Raw genomic sequence first — 19976 nt, forward strand, 5'->3', positions numbered from 1 at the left:
GGAGGGGTGTCGGGGCGCCGCGCCCGCGGTGCGTCATGAGCGCAGGCAGGAGCTGAGCCGCGCTCGCTTCCACCCCTTCCGCGCGCTCATCCCACGTCGGAGTCATTTTTTCGCAACGCTTTGCATTCCTGCGGCGTGAGGGGAATCGCTTCGGAGAAGCGCGACGTGTATACCTTAGCTCGATGGCGCGCTCCTCTGGTGAGCCGGACTCGACCGAAGGGGAGGACTCCGTCGGGCCGGAGACGGCTGCGTTTCCGCTCGGCGCGGGGGAACCCAAGGCCGACAACGTCTACACGATCGCGCCTGGCACCGTGATTGCGCGCAAGTACCGCGTCGAGCGGACGATCGGCCGCGGGGGCATGGGGCTCGTGGTCGAGGCGCTGCACCTCGACCTCGATACGCGCGTCGCGATCAAGTTCCTGCTCCCGGAGTTCATGTCGTACACCGAGGCGGCGGAGCGGTTCATGCGCGAGGCGCGCACGGTCGCCAAGCTGCAGACGCACCACGTCGTGCGCGTGCTCGACGTCGCCGCGCTGGACAGCGGCGAGCCGTACATGGTGATGGAGCTCCTCGACGGCGTGGACCTCGCCGGCCACGCGCACGAGGCGGGCACGCTCGCGATCGGCGAGTGCATCGATCACATCGTCCAGGCGTGCGAGGCGCTCGCGGAGGCGCACTCGCTCGGGATCGTCCACCGCGATCTGAAGCCGGCGAACCTGTTCCTCACGAAGCGCCCCGACGGCGCCCCGCTCATCAAGGTGCTCGACTTCGGCGTCTCGAAGATCCTCACCGGCGACACGGGCAACGTCTCCCTCACGCAGACGACCACGATCCTCGGGTCGGCGCTGTACATGTCGCCCGAACAAATGCGCTCGTCGAAGAGCGTCGATCCGCGCACCGACATCTACGCGCTCGGCGTGTGCCTCTTCGAGATCATCGGCGGCAGGCCGCCCTACGTCGCCGACAGCTTCCCCGAGCTGTGCGCGAAGATCTACACGTCGCCGCCCGAGGCGCTCCAAGACCTCCGCCCCGAGGTGCCGGAGGGCCTCGTCGAGGTGATCGAGAAGTCGATCGCGCGCGAGCCGGAAGATCGCTACCAGACGATCGCGGAGTTCGTGCAGGCGCTCGCGCCGTACGCCGCGCCGGGCACGCGCACGACCATCGCGGGGATCCTGCGCCAGCACGCCCTGGAGCTCGATCTGCCTCCGCCGGCCTCGCGCGCGGCGATGTCGCGGACCATGTCGCGCGCGTCGCGTACGAGCAGCGGCGGCCCGTCGGTGACCGACAAGGCGGCGCGCACCGCCGGCTCTGCGCCCCCGGCCGAGGACGAGGCCCCGCGCCGCGGGCGCACGCTGCTCTACGTGGCGGTCGGGGCCGTCGCTGTGGTCGTGGGCGCGTGGGGCGCGCTCTATTTCCAGCGCAGCCAGCTCGGCATTCGAGCGGGAGACCCGGCCGTCCCCGCGTCTGCGCCGGGCGACACCGCGGCGCCCGCCGATCTGGCGCCGCCGTCGCCCCAGCCGACGGACACCGCCGCCGCGATCCCGAAGGTCGTCCCCGTGGGCGATCCGGAGGCCGCCGACGCGGGCGCGAGCGCGGCGAGCGCGAGCGACGCGGGCGCAGCGGACGCGGGCGCAGCGGACGCGGGCGGCGGCGCGACCGAGGCCGCGGCGGACGCCGGGGCCGGGCCGTCCGCGGCGGGCACGGCGGCGGCGAGCGCTGCGCCGGGCAAATCGCAGCGCGGGAGCGCCGGCGGGCGAGGGCGCCCGCGCACGACGGGGGCGACCGACGCGGCGCCGGCCAGCAATCCCGAGCCGGCGCGCCCCGTATCGACCGTGAACAACGATCTCTCGATGGAGACGTGTTTCGCGACGATGCCGGACGGCACCAAGAAGGTCATCCCCTGCAAGTGACGCGCGCCCGCGCGCCGATCACGCTGGTCACGCCGGCATTGCGGCCGGATCCCTCAGGATGGCGCCGGTGAAGCCCGGGCGCAGGTAGAAGCCGCGCGGCAGCGCCGCGATCAGCTCGCCGTCGCGCCCGAACGCGAGCGTCCTCGCGCGCCCGCTCGCAGCCTTCGGTCGCACCTGGAGCCAGCGCCCCGCGCGCGCGGTGAGCCCCTCGACGGCGCCGATGCCGATGAGCCCCATCAGATCCTCGAAGTCCGCGCGCAGCACGCGCTCCTGCGCCTCCGTCGGGCGCCAGAGCCGCGGGGCGCCCAGCCGTCGCTCCTCGCTCGGCACGCCCGGCGCGGCGACGATCGGCACCCAGAGCACGTGGGCCAGCTTCGCGCGGGCGCGCGACGTCTCCCACTCCGCGCGATCGGCGTCCGAGAGCGAGATCGAGCAGACGAACGTCGACTCCTGCGGCGCCCCGGCCCCGTCCACGGGGATCGTCTTCAGCTCGATGCCGAGGTGGGGGAAATCGGGCCTCGACGTCGAGCCGGCGGTCGCGCCGAGCGCGCGCTCGACGAGCGCGCCGGCGGCCCCCTTCGTGCGCACGCCGCCGCGGGGCACCGCGCGCCCGAGCGCGCGCGCCAGGTCCGCGAGCGTCAGGCCGGCGAGCGCGGACGCCCGGCACCGGAGCTCGGCTTCGTCGCGAGGCGGTTCCAGCGGGGGGATCAACGACGCCGCCCTTAGAGCATTGCGCGGCGCGACTCCAGCGATCCGACGCGCTCGAGATAGGTTGGCCGCCGGGGTGCGCCGGAACGTCGATGAGAATCGAGCAGCGCTGACCCGGGGGCCATGGCGGCCTTGATACGCGGCCCCCCCGAACGCGCCGCCAAGAGAGAGCCTACCGCCGAAATCCCCCCTTGCGCTCACAGGATTCGGAGGAAAAAGATGTCAGGAATCTCCTGTATGATTTTTCCGGGATCCTCCGGCGCTGTGCCGCGGAGCCCGCACGTCGTCGAGCGGCCACCTCATGTCGGCGAGCTGGCCCGTGATGCGGAGGAGCATCTCGCGCAGGGACGACGCGGTCGCGCGGTCCTGCGGGTTATGTCGTAGACATGCGTACATGAACGCCGCGATGTCGGCGGTCCTCGGGTCGTCGGCGAGGCGCTTGACCGGCGCTGGGAGCCCGTCGTGCGTGATGTGCGCCGTGATGAGGGCGACCTCGGTGGGCGCGTCGAACAGCGTCTTGCCGGTGAGGATCTCGTAGGCGAGGCAGCCGAAGCTGTAGATGTCGGCCGTGAGCGGGGTCGCGATGGCCCCGGGCGGAACGACGCCCCAGATCTCGGGGGCGCCGTAGCAGCCGGTGGCGCAGCCGGGCCGGATGTGACGGCCGGCCAGCCCGAAGTCGACGAGCACGGGCTCCCGCCCCCCGCGCAGGATCACGTTGGTCGGCTTGATGTCGAGGTGCCCGACGCCGACCGCGTGCATGGCCTCCAGCCCGGCGAGGATGCCGTCGAGCAGCGCCACCGCGCTCCGCGAGGTGAGGCCCCGCGCGTCGAGCAGCTTGTCGCAGCGGATGCCCTCGATGAGCTCCATCACGAGGATCGGCTTCGGGCGGGCGCCCGCGTCGAACGTGACGAAGCGGGCGAGGTTCGGGTGATCGGGCAGCGAGAGGAGCGCGCCCGCCTCCTCCCGGAACAGGCGGAGGAAGTCGGCCTCCGAGACGCTCCGGGCCGCCGTGTGATCGTACTCGGGCACCTTCAGGGCGAAGCGCTCGGCCGACGGATCGTGCCGCTCCTCGGTGCGGGTGACGACGAACACCGTGCCCAGCGAGCCGCCGCCGAGCTGGCGGTGCACGTAGAAGCCGCCGAGCGTGCGGCGGCTCGGCAGCCACGCGGGCAGCGGCTGCTCGGACCGGGCGACCCCGCCCGGCGCGCTCGGCCGCCGCACCGGGAGCTGCATGACGCGCGGCACGACGAGGGCGACCACGTCGGCGAGCGCCGCCGGGATGCTCGCGCGCGCGGCCGAGACGAGCGCCTCGACGGGCGCGGCGACGCTCGGCTCCGCGTCCGCTTCCTCCTGCAGCGCGACCTCGATCGCGAGGCGCAGCGGCTCGGTCGCGCCGGAGGGCGGGGAGGGCGGGTGGTCGCCGCAGCGGCGGCGGGCGCCGGCGGTCAGCTGCCCGAGGCGCGTCAGGGCGTCCTCCAGGGCGCTGAGCGGCGAGGCGTGCGCGTCGCCGTCGGCCGCCGCGGTGAGCGCGCTGAGCGCGCGGGCCGCGTTCACCGCCCCGAGCGCGCGCGCGAGGCGGGCGAGCGCGCCGCGCACGATCTCGGTGCGCTGCGACGCGCCCGCCGGCAGCGCGGTGACGAGCGCGTCGAGGGCGGCGATGCGCTCGAGCGCCCCGCGCGCGCGCTCGGCCTCGGCGAGCTCCGCGTCGAGCGCCCCCTTCCGCGTCGACCGGAGCGACACCGCGGCGTCCTCGTCGTCCGGCGCGCGCGCGCCGCCCTCGCGCCCGCCGCGCGCGAACCGCGCGTAGGCGCGCAGGAGCTGGGCGACGTCCGGGTGCATGCTCGCCTGGCCGAGCACGTCGAGGTCGTCGGGGTCGCCGCCGCGCATCGCGGCGTGCAGGAAGATGTCGGCCGCGTCGGCCGCCCCCTCGCGCACGAGCGCGTCGAGGCCGCGGGCGACGGACGCGGCGATGGCGCGGCGGAGCGACGAGCCGCGGTCGGCGCGCAGCCGGTCGAGCAGCACGCCGATGGCGCCGGTCCAGCGGGAGAGCACGCGCGCCTTGAGCTCCGGCTCGCCGCCGAAATCGGTGCTCTCGCCGTCGATCAGGTGGATGAGCGCGCGGAGGTTGCGCTGGTGCACGGTCACGTGCAGCGGCGGCGAGGCGCCCGCGCCGGACCGCGCGGCGGACCCCTCGGCGCGGAGCAGCCACCGCGCGAGCCGCTCGTCGAGGTCGTCCAGCGAGGCGACGCCGGTCGAGTCCTCGCTCGGCCGGCGGTTCAGGAGCAGGAGGCCCTTCAGCAGACCGGAGCCGAGCAGCTCGGCGTCGAGCTCGCGCACGAGCCCCACCGCGGCCCTGCGCGCCGCGGCGCTCTGCGCGTCGTCGAGCTCGCAGAGCTCGATCTCCTCGAGCGCGCCCACGACCTCGGCCGCCAGGGCGTACGCCTCGAGCGCGCGGCCGTGCGCCTCGCGCGGCCCGGTCTCGGCGAACGCCGCGACGGCGCCGTCGAGCGCGCCGCGCAGCAGCGCGACCCCGGCGCCGTCCATCGAGAGATCGCGGTGGACGACGCGCGCGAGCGCCGCGAGGCCGTCGTCGCGGGCGTGCGCGCTGGGCGGCGCCTCGATCGCGTCCTCGAGCGCGCGGGCGCACCGCGCCGCCGCGCGGGCGCCGAACGGCTCCCCGCGGCTCGTCACGCCGCGCAGGTCGCGCCGGAGCTCGACGATCGCCTCGGCCGTCGCCATCGGGGCCGCGCGCGCGATCTCGTCGAGCAGCGCGTCGGCGGCCTCGGGCTCCGCGTCGGCCCCGACGGGGAGCCCCCACACCATCGCCGTGGCGATGCCCGGATCGTGCGCGAGCAGCGGGCTCCGGAGCAGCTCGACGGCGCGGCCGAGCGCGCCGTCCGGATCCACGGCGACGCTCGCGGCGAGCGACGCGGCGCCGCGCCGCCACTCGGTGGGGGAGAGATCGTGGGCGAGCAGGCCGCGCACCTCCTCGGCGAAGTCGGGCAGCACCCCCGCGAGCAGGCCGCGCGCCGCGGCGACGTGGCGCCACACGAGCGGCTCGCGATCGGCGAGGAGCGTCTGCCACGCGAGCGCGATCCCGTCGGCGCTGCGGTCGAGATCGCGCCGGCGCCCGTCGCTCACGTTGCGGAAGAGCCGGAGCGGGAGGTCGTCGCCCTGCATGGCCCGGCGGGTCGCCTCGCGGGCGGCGCGCTCGATGAGGCGCGCGGCGAGGCGCCGCTCGGGCAGGGAGCCGGTCGAGGGCGCCGCGATCCAGTCGCGCGACAGCTCGCGCCGAGAGGCGAGCAGGAGCGCGAGCGGATCGACCGGGATGTCCGTGCCCGCGGGGAGCCAGAGCGAGAGCATCACGCGGGCGCGGATGCCCGCCCCGGAGAGGCCGCGGGCCGAGCCGGCCGCCATGCGCGTGGCGAGGGCGACGAACGTCGCCGCGTTGCCGGCGTAGAGCTGGTTGAGCACGCGCCGGCCGAGCTCCCGCCGCTCGGGCCCGAGCGGGAGCGCGCCGGCGATCTCGTAGAGCGCCACGCTCGCGGCGGCCGGCGCGAGCCAGCTCAGATCGTCGAGCAGCCCGTCGGCCATGGCGGTCTGGACGCTGCGGAGCAGGCCATCCGGGCTGAGGGAGTCGAGCGGCGTCGAGCCGTCGAGCGCGTCGACGAGGGCGAGCGAGGCGATCGTCTGCCGGAAGAGCGCGCGCCGGACGTTCGGGTCGTCGTGGGACGTGAGATCGACGAGCCCTTCGAGGTATTCCGCGCGCGGTCGCATCGACAGGTGGCGCAGTCTAGCGCGACGGCGCGCCGGCCCCCCTCCCACGCCGCCGCAATCCTCGCGCGTCATGGAACCTCCCACCTCGATCCGGAGCGCGCGCGCTCCGCCGGGCTCCGATTGAGCCACCTCCCCCTACGATGATCGGACCGGCCTGGGGCGCGCCCTCGCCGCGCTTTCCGCTGCGCCGCCCGGGGTGACCACGTTGTGGACGAGGCCGGCGCGCCGGCGCCGTCGTCGCGCGACGCGCGACGCGCGACGCGCGGGCGGCGCGGGCTCTCTCGGGCCCGGCCGCCTGGGCCGTTGGCGGGCGCGACAGCGCGCTCGGCTCGCGCCGCGCGCTCGCCGAGGACGCAACGGGCGCGCTCGGCGCCGCCCGCGCGCGGGACGACGCGGATCGAGCCGGTGGAAGTGAACCTCGAAGTGGGTTAAGCGGGACCGCGCGCGGAGCCCGCGCCCTGCGCGTCCGTCGCGCGGGGGCCGCACCGAAGAGCTGGAATGCAGGGAGACGTGGAACAGCAGGGCTTCTCGTTCGATCTCGGCGCGCTCCGCGCGGCGTACTCGCGCTTCCTCGCGCCCGCCCAGGGCGAGGCGCCGCGCATCCTGCTCACGGGCCACTCCCATCAGGCGTGGCCCGACGTGGCGCGCGACGCGCTCGCCGCGTGCTTCGACGACGCCGCGCGGCTCGTCGACGACAAGTGGGACGACGCGGTGTTCCCGAAGCGCGCGGCGGTCGGGGCGGCGATCCTGGAGCGAATGGGTTTCGATCGGGGCGACGACATCGCCTTCGGCCAGAACACGCACGAGCTCGTCTACCGGCTGATCTCGTCGCTCCCTCGGCGCGATCGTCCGCGGATCGTCACCACCGACGGCGAGTTCCACTCGCTCCGGCGCCAGCTCGCGCGCCTCGGCGAGGACGGCGTCGAGGTCGCGTGGGTGAGCGTCGAGCCGCGCCGCTCGCTCGCCGATCGGCTGCTCGCCGCGCTCGTGCCGGGCACCGCGATGCTCGCGATCTCGGCCGTGCTCTTCGAGAGCGCCACGGTGGTGCCGCGGCTCGACGAGATCGTCGCGCGCGCGGCCGAGATCGGCGCCGTCCCGCTGGTGGACGCCTACCACGCCTTCAACGTCGTCCCGATCGCGTGGGGGAGCGCGGCGCCTCACGTCTTCGCGGTCGCGGGCGGCTACAAGTACGCGGCGATGGGCGAGGGGCTCTGCTGGATGCGCGCCCCGCGCGGCTGCGCGCTGCGCCCGGCCTTCACCGGCTGGTTCGCCGACTTCGGCGCGCTCGCGGGCGGCGGCGGCGTCGGGTACGCGCCCGGGGGCGCGCGCTTCGCGGGCTCCACGTTCGACCCGTGCGCGCTCTACCGCGCCGCCGCCGTGCTCGAGCACTGGGACCGCTTCGGCCTCACCGTCCCGCGGCTGCGCGCGATCTCGCTGCGGCAGACCGGGCGCATCCTCGGCCACCTCGACGCCGCGGGCCGCGGCGGCGACGTCGTCTCGCCGCGCGAGCCCGAGCGGCGCGGCGGCTTCGTCGCGGTCCGCGCCGCGCGGGCGGGCGACGTCGTGCAGCGCCTCCGCGCGCGCGGCGTGCTCGTCGACGCGCGCCGCGACGTGGTCCGCATCGGCCCGGCGCCGTACCTCACCGACGCCGAGATCGACGCCGGCGTCGCCGCCCTCGTCGAGGAGCTCGACCGCTAGCTCCGCCGCCGACGGACGCTCGTTCCATCTCGATCCAATCGACCCCGCCTTCGCCTTGATCCCGGCGTACAGCCCACGGTATTTTCTGAATATGACTATCAAGTTCACGCGCGGCCGGTGGACGCTCGCCATCCTGTGCCTGGCTGCCGTGCTGCTGGGGGCGCCGCTCGCCCGCGCGGATCAGGGCGATCCGCCGGAGGTCGAGGCGCAGCGGCTCGTGCACATCCTCGGCTACATCGGCGCTGACTACGGCGGCTCCGTCGCGAACGGGGTCGTCACGGTGCCCGACGAGTACACCGAGCAGCTGTCCCTCGCCGCGGACGGCGCGAAGATCGCGGCGCGCATCCAGCCGTCGATCCCGGCCGGGCGCGAGTTCGATCTCGCGGCGCGCATCGCGAAGCTCCGCGAGCTGCTCGATCGGAAGGCGCCGCCCGCGGACGTCGTCGCCCTGGTCGCGGGGCTGCGCGCCGAGCTCGTCGGCGCCTTCCAGATCGAGGAGGCGCCGCGCGCCGCCCCGAACGCGGCGCGGGGCAAGAGCCTCTACCAGGAGCACTGCGCGACGTGCCACGGCGAGACCGGGCGCGCGGACACCGCGCGCGCGGCCACGTTCACGCCGCGCCCCGTGAACTTCCACGACCCCGAGCGCGGCGAGGCGATCGCCCCGTACCGCGTCGTGAGCACGGTCCGGTTCGGCGTCGACGGGACGGCGATGGTCCCGTTCAACTTCCTCTCCGACGCCGACCGCTGGGATCTCGCCTTCTTCGTCACGGGCCTGCGCCACGCGGGCGTCGCGCCGGCGCCGGCGGGCGTCGCGCCGGCCTTCACGCTCGCCGAGCTCTCGGCGCGCACGGACGCCGATCTGCGCGAGGAGCTCCGCAGCGCCGGCGTCCCGGCCGACGCCGAGGCCGCGGTGCTCGCGGATCTGCGGCTCCGCGCGCCGTACGAGGATCGCGCCGCCCGCTCCCCGCTGGGCCTCGTGCGCGTGAAGATCGAGCGCGCGCGGCAGGCGATCGCGCGGGGCGAGCGCGACGCGGCCCGCGGGCACCTCATCGACGCGTACCTCGAGGGGATCGAGCCGATCGAGGCCCCGGTCCGCGCCGCCGACGCCTCGCTCGCCGCGGCGCTCGAGGCCCGCAGCATGGAGCTCCGCGGCCAGCTCGAGCGGGGCGCGTCCCCCGCCGAGCTGGGCGCCGCGATGGACGCGCTGCTGCGCGACGTCGGCCGCGCCGAGTCGCTCCTGTCGCCCGCGTCGGCGCCGAAGAGCTTCGCCTCCACGGCCCTCTCGAGCGCGGGCATCATCCTGCGCGAGGGGGTCGAGGCCGCGCTCCTCATCGCCGCGCTCCTCGGCCTCGCCGCCCAGGCGGGGCTCGCGGACAAGCGGCGCTTCGTGCACCTCGGCTGGATCACCGCGATCGGGCTCGGGATCCTCACGTGGATCGCCTCGGCCCGCCTCGTCGCGATCTCCGGGGCGCAGCGCGAGCTCATCGAGGGGGTGACGGCGCTCCTCGCGACGGCGGTGCTCTTTTACGTGAGCTACTCGCTCCTCGCGAAGCGCGAGGTCGCCCGCTGGATGAAGTTCCTGAAGCAGCAGATCTCGCCGCGGCGCGCGGCGCTCTCGCTCTTCGGCGTCTCGCTGCTCGCCGCGTACCGCGAGGCGTTCGAGACGGTGCTCTTCTACCAGGCCCTGCTCGCCTCGAACGCGTCCGCGAGCGCGGCCCTCGCGGGCGCCGTGGTGGGCGCGGTGGTGCTCGTCGTGCTGGTCGCGGCGTACACGCGCGCCGGCAGGTTCGCGCCGCCGCAGGTCTTCTTCCGCATCTCCAGCTACCTCCTCTACGCGCTCGCGGTCATCTTCGCCGGGCAGGGCGTGGCCGCGCTCCAGATGGCCGGCAAGGTGCCTGTCCACCCGCTGCCCTTCGGCAGCGTGCCCGCCCTCGGCATCTTCCCGACCGTCGAGACGCTGGGCGCGCAGCTCGTGCTGCTGATCCTCGCGGTCGTCGGCATCCTCGCCGACCGCCGCCACGCGAACGCCACGCCGAAGCCTCCCGCGCCGCCGGCGCAGATCGCCCCCGGCCCCGCCGCCTGACCGTCGCCTGCCGCCGCGGCGTCCTCGCCGCGGCGCTCAGGGCTCGCTGTGGACGCGCGGCGCCTCGGGGTACAGCGACCGGAGCCCGCGCCACGCGACGTCGGTCGCGCTCTCCGCGGGCTCGGCGAGATCCCACTCCAGGTAGAGCTTGTCGCCGTCGTAGCAGCCGAAGCTCGTCGAGAGGCAGAGCATCGGCTCGCGCTCGATCGCGTACCCGGACCGCGCCACGTCGTGCCCGAACACCGCCACGCGAGCGTCCGGGTCGAGCGCGCGCAGAAAGGCGTGGGCGCGCTCGCTCGAGGTGCTCCGCGCCCAGAGCAGCGCGCCGAGCGTCCCTTGCAGGCTCATCTCCGACAGCGGCACGTCGAGGAAGCCGTCGAGCGGGAGCCGGTCCAGGTCCTCCCGGCTCTGGATGCGGGCGTGCGGCGCGGCGTGGAGCATGACCAGCCGGGCCGCGCGCGCGACGGCGACGAACGGCCATCCGCGGAACCAGCTCCGCATCGCCAGCGTGTCCTCCGGACCGAGGAGCTCCTCGAGCCGCTGGGCCTCGTCTGGAAAGAACTTCGCCACCACCGGACCCCCCACGTGCGCGTGCTCGTGGTTGCCGAGCAGGTAATGGACCTTGCCCGGGTGCCGGTCCGCGAGGTTTCGCGCCTTTTTCAACAAGGTCACGGAATCGCCTCGGTAGAATGAACCCAGGTAGTCGGGCCATTCACCCTCGTCGAGCTCGGGCCCGTGGACCAGGTCGCCCGTAATGACGAGCACCGCACCGTCAGGGCCGGCCGCCGCCTGCTCGAAGATCTCGGCGATCCGCTCGAAATCCGCGACATTGCCCTGAAAGTCGGTGGCGACGATCAGTCTGCCCCGCTCAGGGAGGTCGACGACACGCTGCACGTCTCCAGCATAGCCGAACGTCCCTGCCTTCGCCTCGCGCGAACTGACCCCGCGCCGGCCGGTTGCTGATTCACTTGCAATCCGCCAGATCGTCCAGATTCATTGCAATACTCCAGCGGCACTGTCCCTTGGCGGGGCATCTCGCTCGGGCTAGGCTCCGAGCTGTATGCAAAACCGGAATCTTTCAGCGTGGGTGGACGAGGTCGCGCGCCAGACGCGGCCCGATCGCGTCGTCGTGTGCGACGGCTCCGAGGCGGAGAACCGGACGCTGATCCAGGGGATGCTGAGCGACGGCACGCTCATCGCGCTCAACGAGGAGAGGTACCCCAACTGCTATCTTCACCGGAGCGACCCGACCGACGTCGCCCGGACTGAGCACCTCACGTTCATCTGCACGCGAGATAGAGAGGATACGGGCCCGACGAACAACTGGATGTCGCCGGAGGAGGCCTCGCAGCGGGTCGGGCGGCTGTTCGACGGCGCGATGAAGGGGCGGACGATGTTCGTCGTTCCGTACCTGATGGGGCCCGTGGGGTCGCCGTCGGCGAAGGTTGGAGTCGAGATCACCGACAGTCCGTACGTCGTCGCCAACATGAGGATCATGACCCGGATGGGCCGGGTCGCGCTCGAGGCGCTCGGCGGCTCCGAGGACTACTGCCGGGGGCTGCACTCGCTCGGCGACCTGAGCCCGGAGCGGCGGTTCGTGTGCCACTTCCCCGCGGAGCGGCTCATCTGGAGCATCGGCTCCGGGTACGGCGGCAATGCGCTGCTCGGGAAGAAGTGCTTCGCGCTGCGCATCGCGAGCACGATGGCGCGCGACGAGGGCTGGTTCGCGGAGCACATGCTCATCCTCGGCCTGGAGGACCCGGAGGGCCGGGTGACGTACATCTGCGCGGCGTTCCCGAGCGCGTGCGGGAAGACGAACCTCGCCATGCTCGTGCCGCCGGCGTCGCAGAAGGGCTGGAAGGTGTGGACGGTCGGCGACGACATCGCCTGGCTCCGGATCGGCCCGGACGGCCGGCTGTGGGCGATCAACCCCGAAGCCGGCTTCTTCGGCGTGGCGCCCGGCACGAGCTCGAGGACGAACCCGAACGCCCTGGCGACGCTGGCCCAGAACTCGATCTTCACGAACGTGGCGCTCACGCCGGAGGGGACGCCGTGGTGGGAGGGCTTCGACGGCCCGGCGCCGCCGGTGCTCACCGACTGGAGGGGCCGCCGGTGGACGCCGGACAGCAAGGAGCCGGCGGCGCACCCGAACAGCCGGTTCACGTCGCCGGCCCGCCAGTGCCCGTCCATCTCGCCGGCGTTCGACGCCGCGGCGGGCGTGCCGATCTCGGCCATCGTCTTCGGCGGCCGGCGCGCGCGGCTCGCGCCGCTCGTCTGCGAGGCGCGCGACTGGACGCACGGGGTCTACCTGGGCGCGACGATGGCCTCGGAGACGACCGCCGCGGCCACGGGCCAGGTCGGGGTCGTCCGCCGCGACCCGATGGCGATGCGCCCGTTCTGCGGATACAACATGGGCGATTACTTCCGGCACTGGGTCGAGCTCGGCCACGGGCGCCCGGGGTTCCCGAAGATCTTCCACGTGAACTGGTTCCGCCAGGGCGCGTCGGGCAAGTTCCTCTGGCCCGGCTTCGGAGAGAACCTCCGCGTCCTCCGCTGGATCCACGGGCGCGTGAACGGGAAAGCGCAGGGGCGCGAGACGCCGGTCGGGATCATGCCGGCCGACGGCGAGCTCGATACGAGCGGCCTCGACCTGAACCCGGAGGCGATGCGCGAGCTCTTCGCCATCGACCGCGACGCGTGGCTGGAGGAGGCGCGCGATCGCGAGGCGTTCCTGGAGTCGTTCGGCGCGCGCGTCCCCGAGGCGCTGCTCCGGCAGAACCGGGATCTCGTGGCTCGGATGCAGGCGTGAGCTAGCGCCGTCCCCGAGCGATTCACCCATCCCCCACACGCATCGCGAGGTCTGGAGCGGCGTCGAGCACGCCGCTGCACGGCCGGGCTCGTCCGTTCTGTGCTGAGGACGGTCGGGAATGTCTTGACGCCGCCCCAGGTTGGCCCACACAGTTCCTTCAAAGAATTTTGAAAGTTTCATGAGCCCTCCCAACGACATCCAGCGCCAGGCGGAGCTGCTCGCGGCGGACGCGATCGGCGACGTCATCGAGCACTGGGGCTTCCGCCGCGTGCTCGGGCGGATCTGGACCGTCCTGTTCATCGCCGGCGGCGCCCTGTCCGCCGCCGAGATCGGCGAACGGCTGCAGGTTTCATCCGGTGCGATGAGTATGTCGCTGACAGAATTGCAAAGGTGGGGTGTAGTACGAAGGGTATGGAAACCGGGAGAGCGGAAGGAGTTCTTCGAGGCCGAGACGGACTTCTGGAAGATGATTTCCAAAGTGTTCGCCGAGCGCGAGCGGCTCCTCGCCGACTCGGTGAGGGAACGCCTCGAGCGCGCCTCGGCGTTGCTCGAGAGCCTGCCTCCCACCGACGCCACCCGGTTCAGCCTCGACCGGGTGGAGCGGCTCCTCTCGTTCGTGATCGTCGCGCAGACGGCGCTCGACGGGTTCATCAAGAGCAGGACCGTCGATTTTTCGCGGTTCGGGGACCTGGTCCGGTTCCCCATCCGGGCCGTTCGGTCCCGGCGAGGCGCCTAGCGGGCGCGTGATTTCGGAGAGCTCGGACGCCACGTTGCCCCGCGCGGTGCGGGGAGCGCGGGCGCTCGTGCTTCCAGGTGGAGATGGGATGACTGCGACAACAACGTTTACTGGGACGGTCCAGCGGAGCGATGTCGTCTCGAGCCTCGGAGGCATGTGCGCTGCGCGAGGGCTCGACACGCTCGCCGCGCGCCTCGCGGAGCTCAGGCGCCTGCTCGACGGGGACCTCGCGGACGTGGAGCGCGAGCTCGCGAAGGTCGGGCTGGACGGCGAGACGCCGGCGCACCGGAGCGCGCGGCACCTGCTCGGGCTGAGCGGCAAGCGGCTGCGGCCGATCTGCGTCGCCCTGTCCGCCCACATCGGCGGCGGCTTCAACGAGGCGGCGCGGACCTTCGCGGTGGCGGTCGAGCTCGTCCACAACGCGACGCTGCTGCACGACGACGTCGTCGATCTCGGCGACCGCCGGCGCGGCGCCGACGCGGCGCGCGTCATCTACGGCAACGCCGCCTCGATCTTCGGCGGCGACTACCTCCTGCTCGACGCGCTCTGCAGGGTCCAGGCGGTGGGCATGCCCGACGTGCTCGAGCGGGTGCTCCAGGTGGTCAAGGAGATGGTCGTCGCCGAGGCGCTCCAGCTCGCGTCGCGCGGCCGCGTGCGCACGAGCACGAGCGAGTACTTCCAGATCGTCGACGGCAAGACGGCCTCGCTGTTCCGCTGGGCGATGTTCGCCGGCGCGCGCGCGGGCGGCGTGAGCGAGCCGCTCTGCAAGGCCCTCGAGGGCTTCGGCACGAGCCTCGGGGTCGCGTTCCAGCTCGTCGACGACGTGCTCGACTTCGCGGGCGAGCCGGAGACGACCGGCAAGGCGCTGCTCACGGACCTGCGCGAGGGCAAGATGACGTACCCGCTGCTGCTCGCGATGGAGCGCGACCGCGAGCTCACGCCCGCCCTCGAGGCGCACTGCGCGTCGGAGGAGGCGGCGGCCCCGCCGGAGCTCAGCCGGCGCATCGCGCAGATCATGGTCGAGAAGCGGGTCGTGGACGACTGTCTGGAGCTCGCGTCCCGGCTCTGCGGGGACGCTGTGCGGAGCATCGAGCCGCTCCCGGAGAGCCCGGCGAAGGCGGCGCTGGAGGGGGTCGCGATGTCGACGCCCCGGCGGAGGCGGTGAGCGGCGATGGCGGATTTTCCGATGCAAGGCGGAGGGCGCGCGCCGCTCCCGCGAGCGCGCGCGGCGCGCGGAGGCAGCCGATGAGCCAGAACGTGTCCAGCCGGATCAGCGGGTTCTACAAGCGGTGCCTGGAGGACAGGCTCCGCGCGATCCAGGCGCTCGGGCTGCTCGACGAGGACGCGCTCGCGCACCTCGCGAGCGGGGGCGGGCTGCCGACGGCGGTGGCCGACCGGATGTGCGAGAACGTCATCGCGACGCACGCGCTCCCGCTGGGCCTCGCGCTGAACTTCCGCGTGAACCAGCGGGACGTGCTGGTGCCGATGGCGGTGGAGGAGCCGAGCGTCATCGCCGCGGCGTCGAACGCGGCGCGCATGGTCCGCCTGTCGGGCGGCTTCTCCGGCGAGGCGGACCCGCCGATCATGACCGCGCAGGTCCAGCTCGACGACGTGCCCGACGCGGAGGCGGCCGCGGGCCGGCTGGAGGCGGCGCGCGCGAGCCTGCTCGCCGCCGGCGACGCGGCGATCCCGAGGATGGTGGCGCGCGGCGGCGGCTGCCGCGACCTCGAGGTGCGCGTCCTGTCGGCGGAGCTCGGCGTGCTCGTCGTGCACTTCTACGTCGAGGTCGGCGACGCGATGGGCGCCAACCTGGTCGACACCGTGGCCGAGGCGGTGGCGCCGCTCGTGCAGCGCATCGCGGGCGGGACGATCGGCCTCCGGATCCTGTCGAACCTGACGGTCCGCCGCCTCGCGCGGGTGACGGCCACCGTCGCCGACGACGCGCTCGGCGGCGCGGACGTGGCGACCGGCATCGCGCGGGCGAGCCGCTTCGCGGAGCTCGATCCGTACCGGGCGGCGACCCACAACAAGGGCTTCATGAACGGGCTCGACGCGGCCGCGGTCGCGCTCGGGCAGGACTTCCGGGCGATCGAGGCGGGCGCGCACGCGTACGCGTCGATGAGCGGCCGGTACCGGCCGCTCAGCACGTGGGAGCGCGTCCCGGGCGGGCTCGTGGGCCGCGCGGAGCTGCCGCTCGCCGTCGGGACGGTGGGCGGCTCGACCGAGGTGCACGCCGGCGTGCGCGCCGCGCTGCAGCTCGTGGGCGCGAAGAGCGCGCGCGAGCTCGCGGTGGTGCTGGCCTCCGTCGGGCTCGCCTCGAACCTGGCGGCCCTGCGCGCGCTCGCGAGCGAGGGCATCCAGCGGGGCCACATGCGGCTCCACGAGCGGAAGCGCGCGCTCGCCGTCACGGCGCCGGGGGGCAGCGAGGCGGCCGCGCCGCCCGGCGACGGCAAGCGGTTCGCGCCCGAGCGGGCCGAGGCGCCGCGCGCGGTGCAGCAGGCGGAGGGCGGGACATGAGCCACACGGATCAGGGCGAGGCGCCGCGCGGCGGGCGCCGGTTCGGCACCGGCGAGATGTTCGACGGGATCGCCGAGCGGTACGACCTCTTGAACCGGATCATCTCGCTGGGGCTCGATCAGGGCTGGCGGCGGCGCGCGGTGCGCTCGCTCGAGCTCGCGCCCGGCGCGACGGTGCTCGACCTGGCGACCGGCACCGGCGATCTCGCGCTCGAGATCGCGCGGGCGCACGACGTGAAGGTCGTCGGGGTCGACCCGTCGCAGGGGATGCTCGGCGTGGGCCGCCGGAAGGTGGAGGCCGCGGGGCTCGCCGGGCGGGTCGAGCTCGAGGTCGGCGACGCGGAGCAGCTGCGGTTCGGCGACGCGAGCGTGGACGCCATCTCGATGGCGTTCGGGATCCGCAACGTCCCGGACCGCGCCCGGGCGCTCCGCGAGATGGCGCGCGTCACGCGGCCGGGCGGGCGCATCGCGATCCTGGAGCTCAGCGAGCCGCGCGGGGGGATCATGAGCAAGCTCGCGCGCTTCCACATCCACACGGTGGTGCCGTACGTCGGCGGCGCGATCTCCGGGCGGGACGAGTACCGGTACCTGCAGGACTCGATCGCGAGGTTCCCTCCGCCGGACGAGTTCGCGGAGCTGATGCGGGGCGCGGGGCTGCGCGTGCTGCGCGTGGAGCCGCTGACGATGGGCGTCGTGTGCCTGTTCGTCGCGACGCCCGAGGGGGCCTGAGGTGCGCGCGCGCGCGGGCCTCCGGAGGCGGTGATGAGCGGCTCGAACCTCCACTCGGCCTGGGCGCAGCTGTTCGTCCGCGCGCTCTCGCAGGCCGGGGTGCGCGACGTGGTCCTCTGCCCGGGATCGCGCTCCACGCCGCTCGCGATCGCGGCGATGGAGAGCGAGGAGGTGCGCTGCCACAGCGTCGTCGACGAGCGCGCCGCGGCGTTCTTCGCGCTGGGGCAGGCGCGCGTCACCGGCCGGCCCAGCGCCTTCGTCTGCACCTCGGGCACCGCCGGCGCCCACGCGCTGCCGGCGATCATCGAGGCGCACCACAGCTTCACGCCGCTCATCGCGATCACGGCCGACCGCCCGTGGGAGCTCGCCGACGCGGCGGCCTCGCAGACCATCGATCAGATGAAGCTCTTCGGGGACCACGTGCGCCACTTCGCCGAGCTCGGGCTGCCGGATCCGTCGCCCCTCGCGCTGCGCGCGGTGGCGCGCATCGCGGCGCAGGCGGCCCTGCGCGCGCTCGCGCCGACGCCCGGCCCGGTCCACATCAACGCGCGCTTCCGCAAGCCGCTCGAGCCGGTCGACGTGGCCGGGCCCGAGCCGTGGCAGGCCGAGTGGGAGGCGCTGATGCGCCGCGCCGGGCCGCGGGTCGTGCCGGCGCGCGCCGGGGTCGACGCGCGCGCGATCGAGGAGATCGCGGCGCGGTGCGCGCGCGCCGAGCGGGGGCTCATCGTGTGCGGGCCCGCCCCGAGCCGCGAGGACGACGCCCGCGCGCGCCGCGCGGTGCTCGCGCTGTCGCGGGCGACCGGGTTCCCGGTGCTCGCCGAGGGCACGAGCCAGATCTACTTCGGCGGCCTCGCCGAGGGGGTCGTGATGCCCGCCTCGTTCGACGCGTTCCTCCGCGCGCCCGAGTTCCGCGCGGCGAACGCGCCCGACCTCATCCTGGAGCTCGGCGCCCCGCCGACGTCGGCCGGGTACGCGACCTACATCGCCGAGCACGCCGGCTGCCGCCGGTTCGTGGTGGCCGCGCACGGCTGGAACGATCCGACGAGCGCCGCGGCCGCCCTCGTCATGGCCGAGCCCGCGGACGTGTGCGAGGCGCTCGCGGCGCGCCTCGGCGGGGCGGCGGTGGACCTCGGGCGCGGGCGGCGGGGCTGGGCCGCGACGTTCGCGCGCGCCGGCGAGGCCGCGGCGGCGCAGGCGGCGCGCGCGTGCGCCGGGGACGAGCTCACGGAGGGCGCGGTCGCGCGGGCGGTGGCGAGCGCGTGCCCGGAGGGATCGCTGCTCGCGATCGGCAACAGCATGCCGGTGCGCGATCTCGACACGTACTGCCCCCCGTCGGCGCGCCAGCTGCGCGTCCTGCACCAGCGCGGGGCGAGCGGGATCGACGGCCTCGTGTCGGGGGCGGCCGGGGCCCGCGCGGTCGCGGCCGCGCCGGTCACGCTGCTGCTCGGCGATCTCAGCTTGCTGCACGACCTGACCGGGCTGCTCCTCGCCGCGCGGGCGGCGGGCGACGGCGGCGCGCCCCTCGTCGTCGTGGTGGTCCAGAACGACGGCGGCCGCATCTTCGAGCACCTCCCCGTCGCCAGGCGCGGGGCCGATCTGCTGGATCGGGGCTTCACCATGCCGCAGCACCTCGACTTCGCGCCCGCGGCGGCGATGTTCGGGCTCGCGTACGAGCGCGCCGGCACCGCGAGCGGGCTCGCCGATGCGCTCGCCGCCGCGTACCAGCGGCCCGGCGCGACGCTGATCGAGGCGGTGGTGCCGCCTCACGACGGCGCCGCCCGCGTCGCACGGCTCTGGTCCGACGTCCGCCGCGAGGTCGCCGCGCTGAGCAGCGCGTCGGCGGCGGAAGGGGCGGCGGCCGATCTCGAGCCTTCATGAGCGGCGCGCGCGCCGAGAACCCCGAGCTTGCCGAGAGGGATCCACGGTCATGAGCCAGAGCAACGCGAACAGAAGCCCCGCAGCCGAGCCCCCCGCGCGCGAGGCGCCCGGCGAGGACAGCGCGCCGCGCTCGCGCCGTCGCGCCCCCGCGGCGGCGCGCGGCGCCCGCGAGCAGGGGAGGGGATCGTGAGCGCGGCGGCGGCCTCGCAGGCGGCCGGCGCGGCGGCCGCGGGCGGCGTGCGCCCCGGGTCGTTCCGGGCGTGGCTCCTCGCGTGCCGGCCGGCGACCCTCACCGCGGCGCTCGCGCCGGTGATGGTCGGGACGGCGGTCGCCTACGCGCTCGGCGGCATGCGGATCGGCCCGGCGCTCTCGGCGCTCGCGGGCGCGATGCTGATCCAGATCGCCACGAACTTCGCGAACGACGTCTTCGATCACGAGAAGGGCGCCGACACGCACGAGCGGCTCGGCCCCACCCGCGCGGTGCAGGCCGGGCTGCTCACGCCGCGGCAGGTGCGCGTCGGGCTGCTCGTCACGATCGCGCTCGCGCTGCCGTTCGGGGTGCACCTCGCGCTCGTGGGCGGGTGGCCCATCGTCGCGATCGGCGTCGCCTCGATCCTCTCCGGGATCGCGTACACCGGCGGCCCGTACCCGCTCGGCTACCACGGCCTCGGCGACGTCTTCGTGTTCGTGTTCTTCGGCCTCGTCGCCGTCTGCGGGACGGCGTTCGTCCAGCTCGGCTCGGTGCCGCCGCTCGCGTGGGCGGCCGCCGTGCCGGTCGGCGCCATCGCCACCGCCGTGCTCGTCGTCAACAACGTCCGCGATCGCGACACGGACGTCGTCGCCGGCAAGCGCACGCTCGCCGTCCGCTTCGGCCGCGGGGCGGGCGTCCTCGAGTACGCGATGCTCCTCGCGGTCGCCTACGCGGTGCCCGTCGCCCTCGCCGTCGGCGAGGGCCGCCGGTGGACGCTCCTCGTCTTCGCCACGTTCCCGCGCGCCGTGCGCCTGCTCCGGGTGCTGGCGACCACCGACGGCCGGCCGCTCAACGACTGCCTCGCCGGGACGGCGAAGCTGCTGCTCGCCTACGCGCTGCTCTTCTCGCTGGGCCTCGCGGCCCAGCTGCATGGGTGATGCG

The 19976-nt window shown here is 74.7% G+C and carries 13 protein-coding genes; 10 read left to right on the forward strand and 3 right to left on the reverse strand.

The genetic code is table 11. From position 1 onward, the window contains the following. Nucleotides 1-182: 182 nt before the first annotated feature. Nucleotides 183-1910 (forward strand): serine/threonine protein kinase, encoded by a 1728-nt coding sequence (locus WMF33_RS17850; protein WP_437338250.1) that lies wholly within the window; start codon nt 183-185, stop codon nt 1908-1910. A 27-nt stretch (nt 1911-1937) separates the two neighbouring features. Here WMF33_RS17850 and mutH read toward each other — a convergent pair whose 3' ends face one another. Beyond that, nucleotides 1938-2621: a DNA mismatch repair endonuclease MutH gene (mutH, locus tag WMF33_RS17855; protein ID WP_061623594.1), complete on the reverse strand. Its 684-nt coding sequence runs from the start codon at nt 2619-2621 to the stop codon at nt 1938-1940. 219 nt (nt 2622-2840) lie between these two features. Further along, the gene (locus WMF33_RS17860; RefSeq protein WP_437338251.1) at nt 2841-6395 is read right to left on the reverse strand and encodes a protein kinase domain-containing protein; all 3555 of its coding nucleotides are present in this window, start codon (nt 6393-6395) and stop codon (nt 2841-2843) included. Between the two features lie 510 nt (nt 6396-6905). Between WMF33_RS17860 and WMF33_RS17865 the strand changes: the two genes are divergently transcribed. Then, on the forward strand, nt 6906-8093 hold the full coding sequence (locus WMF33_RS17865; RefSeq protein WP_437338252.1) for an aminotransferase class V-fold PLP-dependent enzyme: 1188 nt from the start codon (nt 6906-6908) through the stop codon (nt 8091-8093). A 91-nt stretch (nt 8094-8184) separates the two neighbouring features. Further along, complete coding sequence (locus WMF33_RS17870) at nt 8185-10176, forward strand: FTR1 family protein (RefSeq protein WP_437338253.1); 1992 nt, start codon at nt 8185-8187, stop codon at nt 10174-10176. 36 nt (nt 10177-10212) lie between these two features. Here the strand turns inward: WMF33_RS17870 and WMF33_RS17875 are convergent, their stop codons facing one another. Beyond that, complete coding sequence (locus tag WMF33_RS17875; RefSeq protein ID WP_437338254.1) at nt 10213-11070, reverse strand: metallophosphoesterase; 858 nt, start codon at nt 11068-11070, stop codon at nt 10213-10215. A 166-nt stretch (nt 11071-11236) separates the two neighbouring features. Here WMF33_RS17875 and WMF33_RS17880 point away from each other — a divergent pair, with 166 nt between their 5' ends. The 7 genes from WMF33_RS17880 (at nt 11237) to WMF33_RS17910 (ending at nt 19972) form a co-directional block, all read left to right on the forward strand. Further along, nucleotides 11237-12985, forward strand: a complete 1749-nt coding sequence (locus WMF33_RS17880) for a phosphoenolpyruvate carboxykinase (GTP) (RefSeq protein WP_437338255.1) — start codon at nt 11237-11239, stop codon at nt 12983-12985. A gap of 178 nt (nt 12986-13163) precedes the next feature. After that, nucleotides 13164-13721 (forward strand): GbsR/MarR family transcriptional regulator, encoded by a 558-nt coding sequence (locus tag WMF33_RS17885; RefSeq protein WP_437338256.1) that lies wholly within the window; start codon nt 13164-13166, stop codon nt 13719-13721. 154 nt (nt 13722-13875) lie between these two features. Beyond that, nucleotides 13876-14886: a polyprenyl synthetase family protein gene (locus tag WMF33_RS17890; RefSeq protein ID WP_437338257.1), complete on the forward strand. Its 1011-nt coding sequence runs from the start codon at nt 13876-13878 to the stop codon at nt 14884-14886. Nucleotides 14887-14966: 80 nt separating this feature from the next. Beyond that, the gene (locus tag WMF33_RS17895) at nt 14967-16238 is read left to right on the forward strand and encodes a hydroxymethylglutaryl-CoA reductase, degradative (protein WP_437338258.1); all 1272 of its coding nucleotides are present in this window, start codon (nt 14967-14969) and stop codon (nt 16236-16238) included. Then, the gene (gene ubiE / locus WMF33_RS17900) at nt 16235-16966 is read left to right on the forward strand and encodes a bifunctional demethylmenaquinone methyltransferase/2-methoxy-6-polyprenyl-1,4-benzoquinol methylase UbiE (RefSeq protein WP_437338259.1); all 732 of its coding nucleotides are present in this window, start codon (nt 16235-16237) and stop codon (nt 16964-16966) included. Before WMF33_RS17895 ends, ubiE begins: the two co-directional genes overlap by 4 nt. A gap of 33 nt (nt 16967-16999) precedes the next feature. Further along, entirely contained in the window at nt 17000-18844 is a 1845-nt protein-coding gene (gene menD / locus WMF33_RS17905) for a 2-succinyl-5-enolpyruvyl-6-hydroxy-3-cyclohexene-1-carboxylic-acid synthase (protein WP_437338260.1), read from the forward strand. Nucleotides 18845-19030: 186 nt separating this feature from the next. After that, nucleotides 19031-19972: a 1,4-dihydroxy-2-naphthoate polyprenyltransferase gene (locus WMF33_RS17910; protein ID WP_437338261.1), complete on the forward strand. Its 942-nt coding sequence runs from the start codon at nt 19031-19033 to the stop codon at nt 19970-19972. The last annotated feature ends 4 nt before the right edge of the window (nt 19973-19976 follow it).

Origin of the sequence: Sorangium sp. So ce394 (assembly GCF_051474665.1) — a bacterium.
GTDB lineage: Bacteria > Myxococcota_A > Polyangia > Polyangiales > Polyangiaceae > Sorangium > Sorangium cellulosum_D.

What these genes read in the sequence shown, in the direction of transcription:
- WMF33_RS17850 (WP_437338250.1), top strand. Translation starts at nt 183, where the DNA reads ATGGCGCGCTCCTCTGGTGAGCCGGACTCGACCGAAGGGGAGGACTCC.
- WMF33_RS17860 (WP_437338251.1), bottom strand. Translation starts at nt 6,395, where the DNA reads ATGCGACCGCGCGCGGAATACCTCGAAGGGCTCGTCGATCTCACGTCC.
- WMF33_RS17870 (WP_437338253.1), top strand. Translation starts at nt 8,185, where the DNA reads ATGACTATCAAGTTCACGCGCGGCCGGTGGACGCTCGCCATCCTGTGC.
- WMF33_RS17880 (WP_437338255.1), top strand. Translation starts at nt 11,237, where the DNA reads ATGCAAAACCGGAATCTTTCAGCGTGGGTGGACGAGGTCGCGCGCCAG.
- WMF33_RS17885 (WP_437338256.1), top strand. Translation starts at nt 13,164, where the DNA reads ATGAGCCCTCCCAACGACATCCAGCGCCAGGCGGAGCTGCTCGCGGCG.
- WMF33_RS17890 (WP_437338257.1), top strand. Translation starts at nt 13,876, where the DNA reads ATGTGCGCTGCGCGAGGGCTCGACACGCTCGCCGCGCGCCTCGCGGAG.
- WMF33_RS17895 (WP_437338258.1), top strand. Translation starts at nt 14,967, where the DNA reads ATGAGCCAGAACGTGTCCAGCCGGATCAGCGGGTTCTACAAGCGGTGC.
- ubiE (WP_437338259.1), top strand. Translation starts at nt 16,235, where the DNA reads ATGAGCCACACGGATCAGGGCGAGGCGCCGCGCGGCGGGCGCCGGTTC.
- menD (WP_437338260.1), top strand. Translation starts at nt 17,000, where the DNA reads ATGAGCGGCTCGAACCTCCACTCGGCCTGGGCGCAGCTGTTCGTCCGC.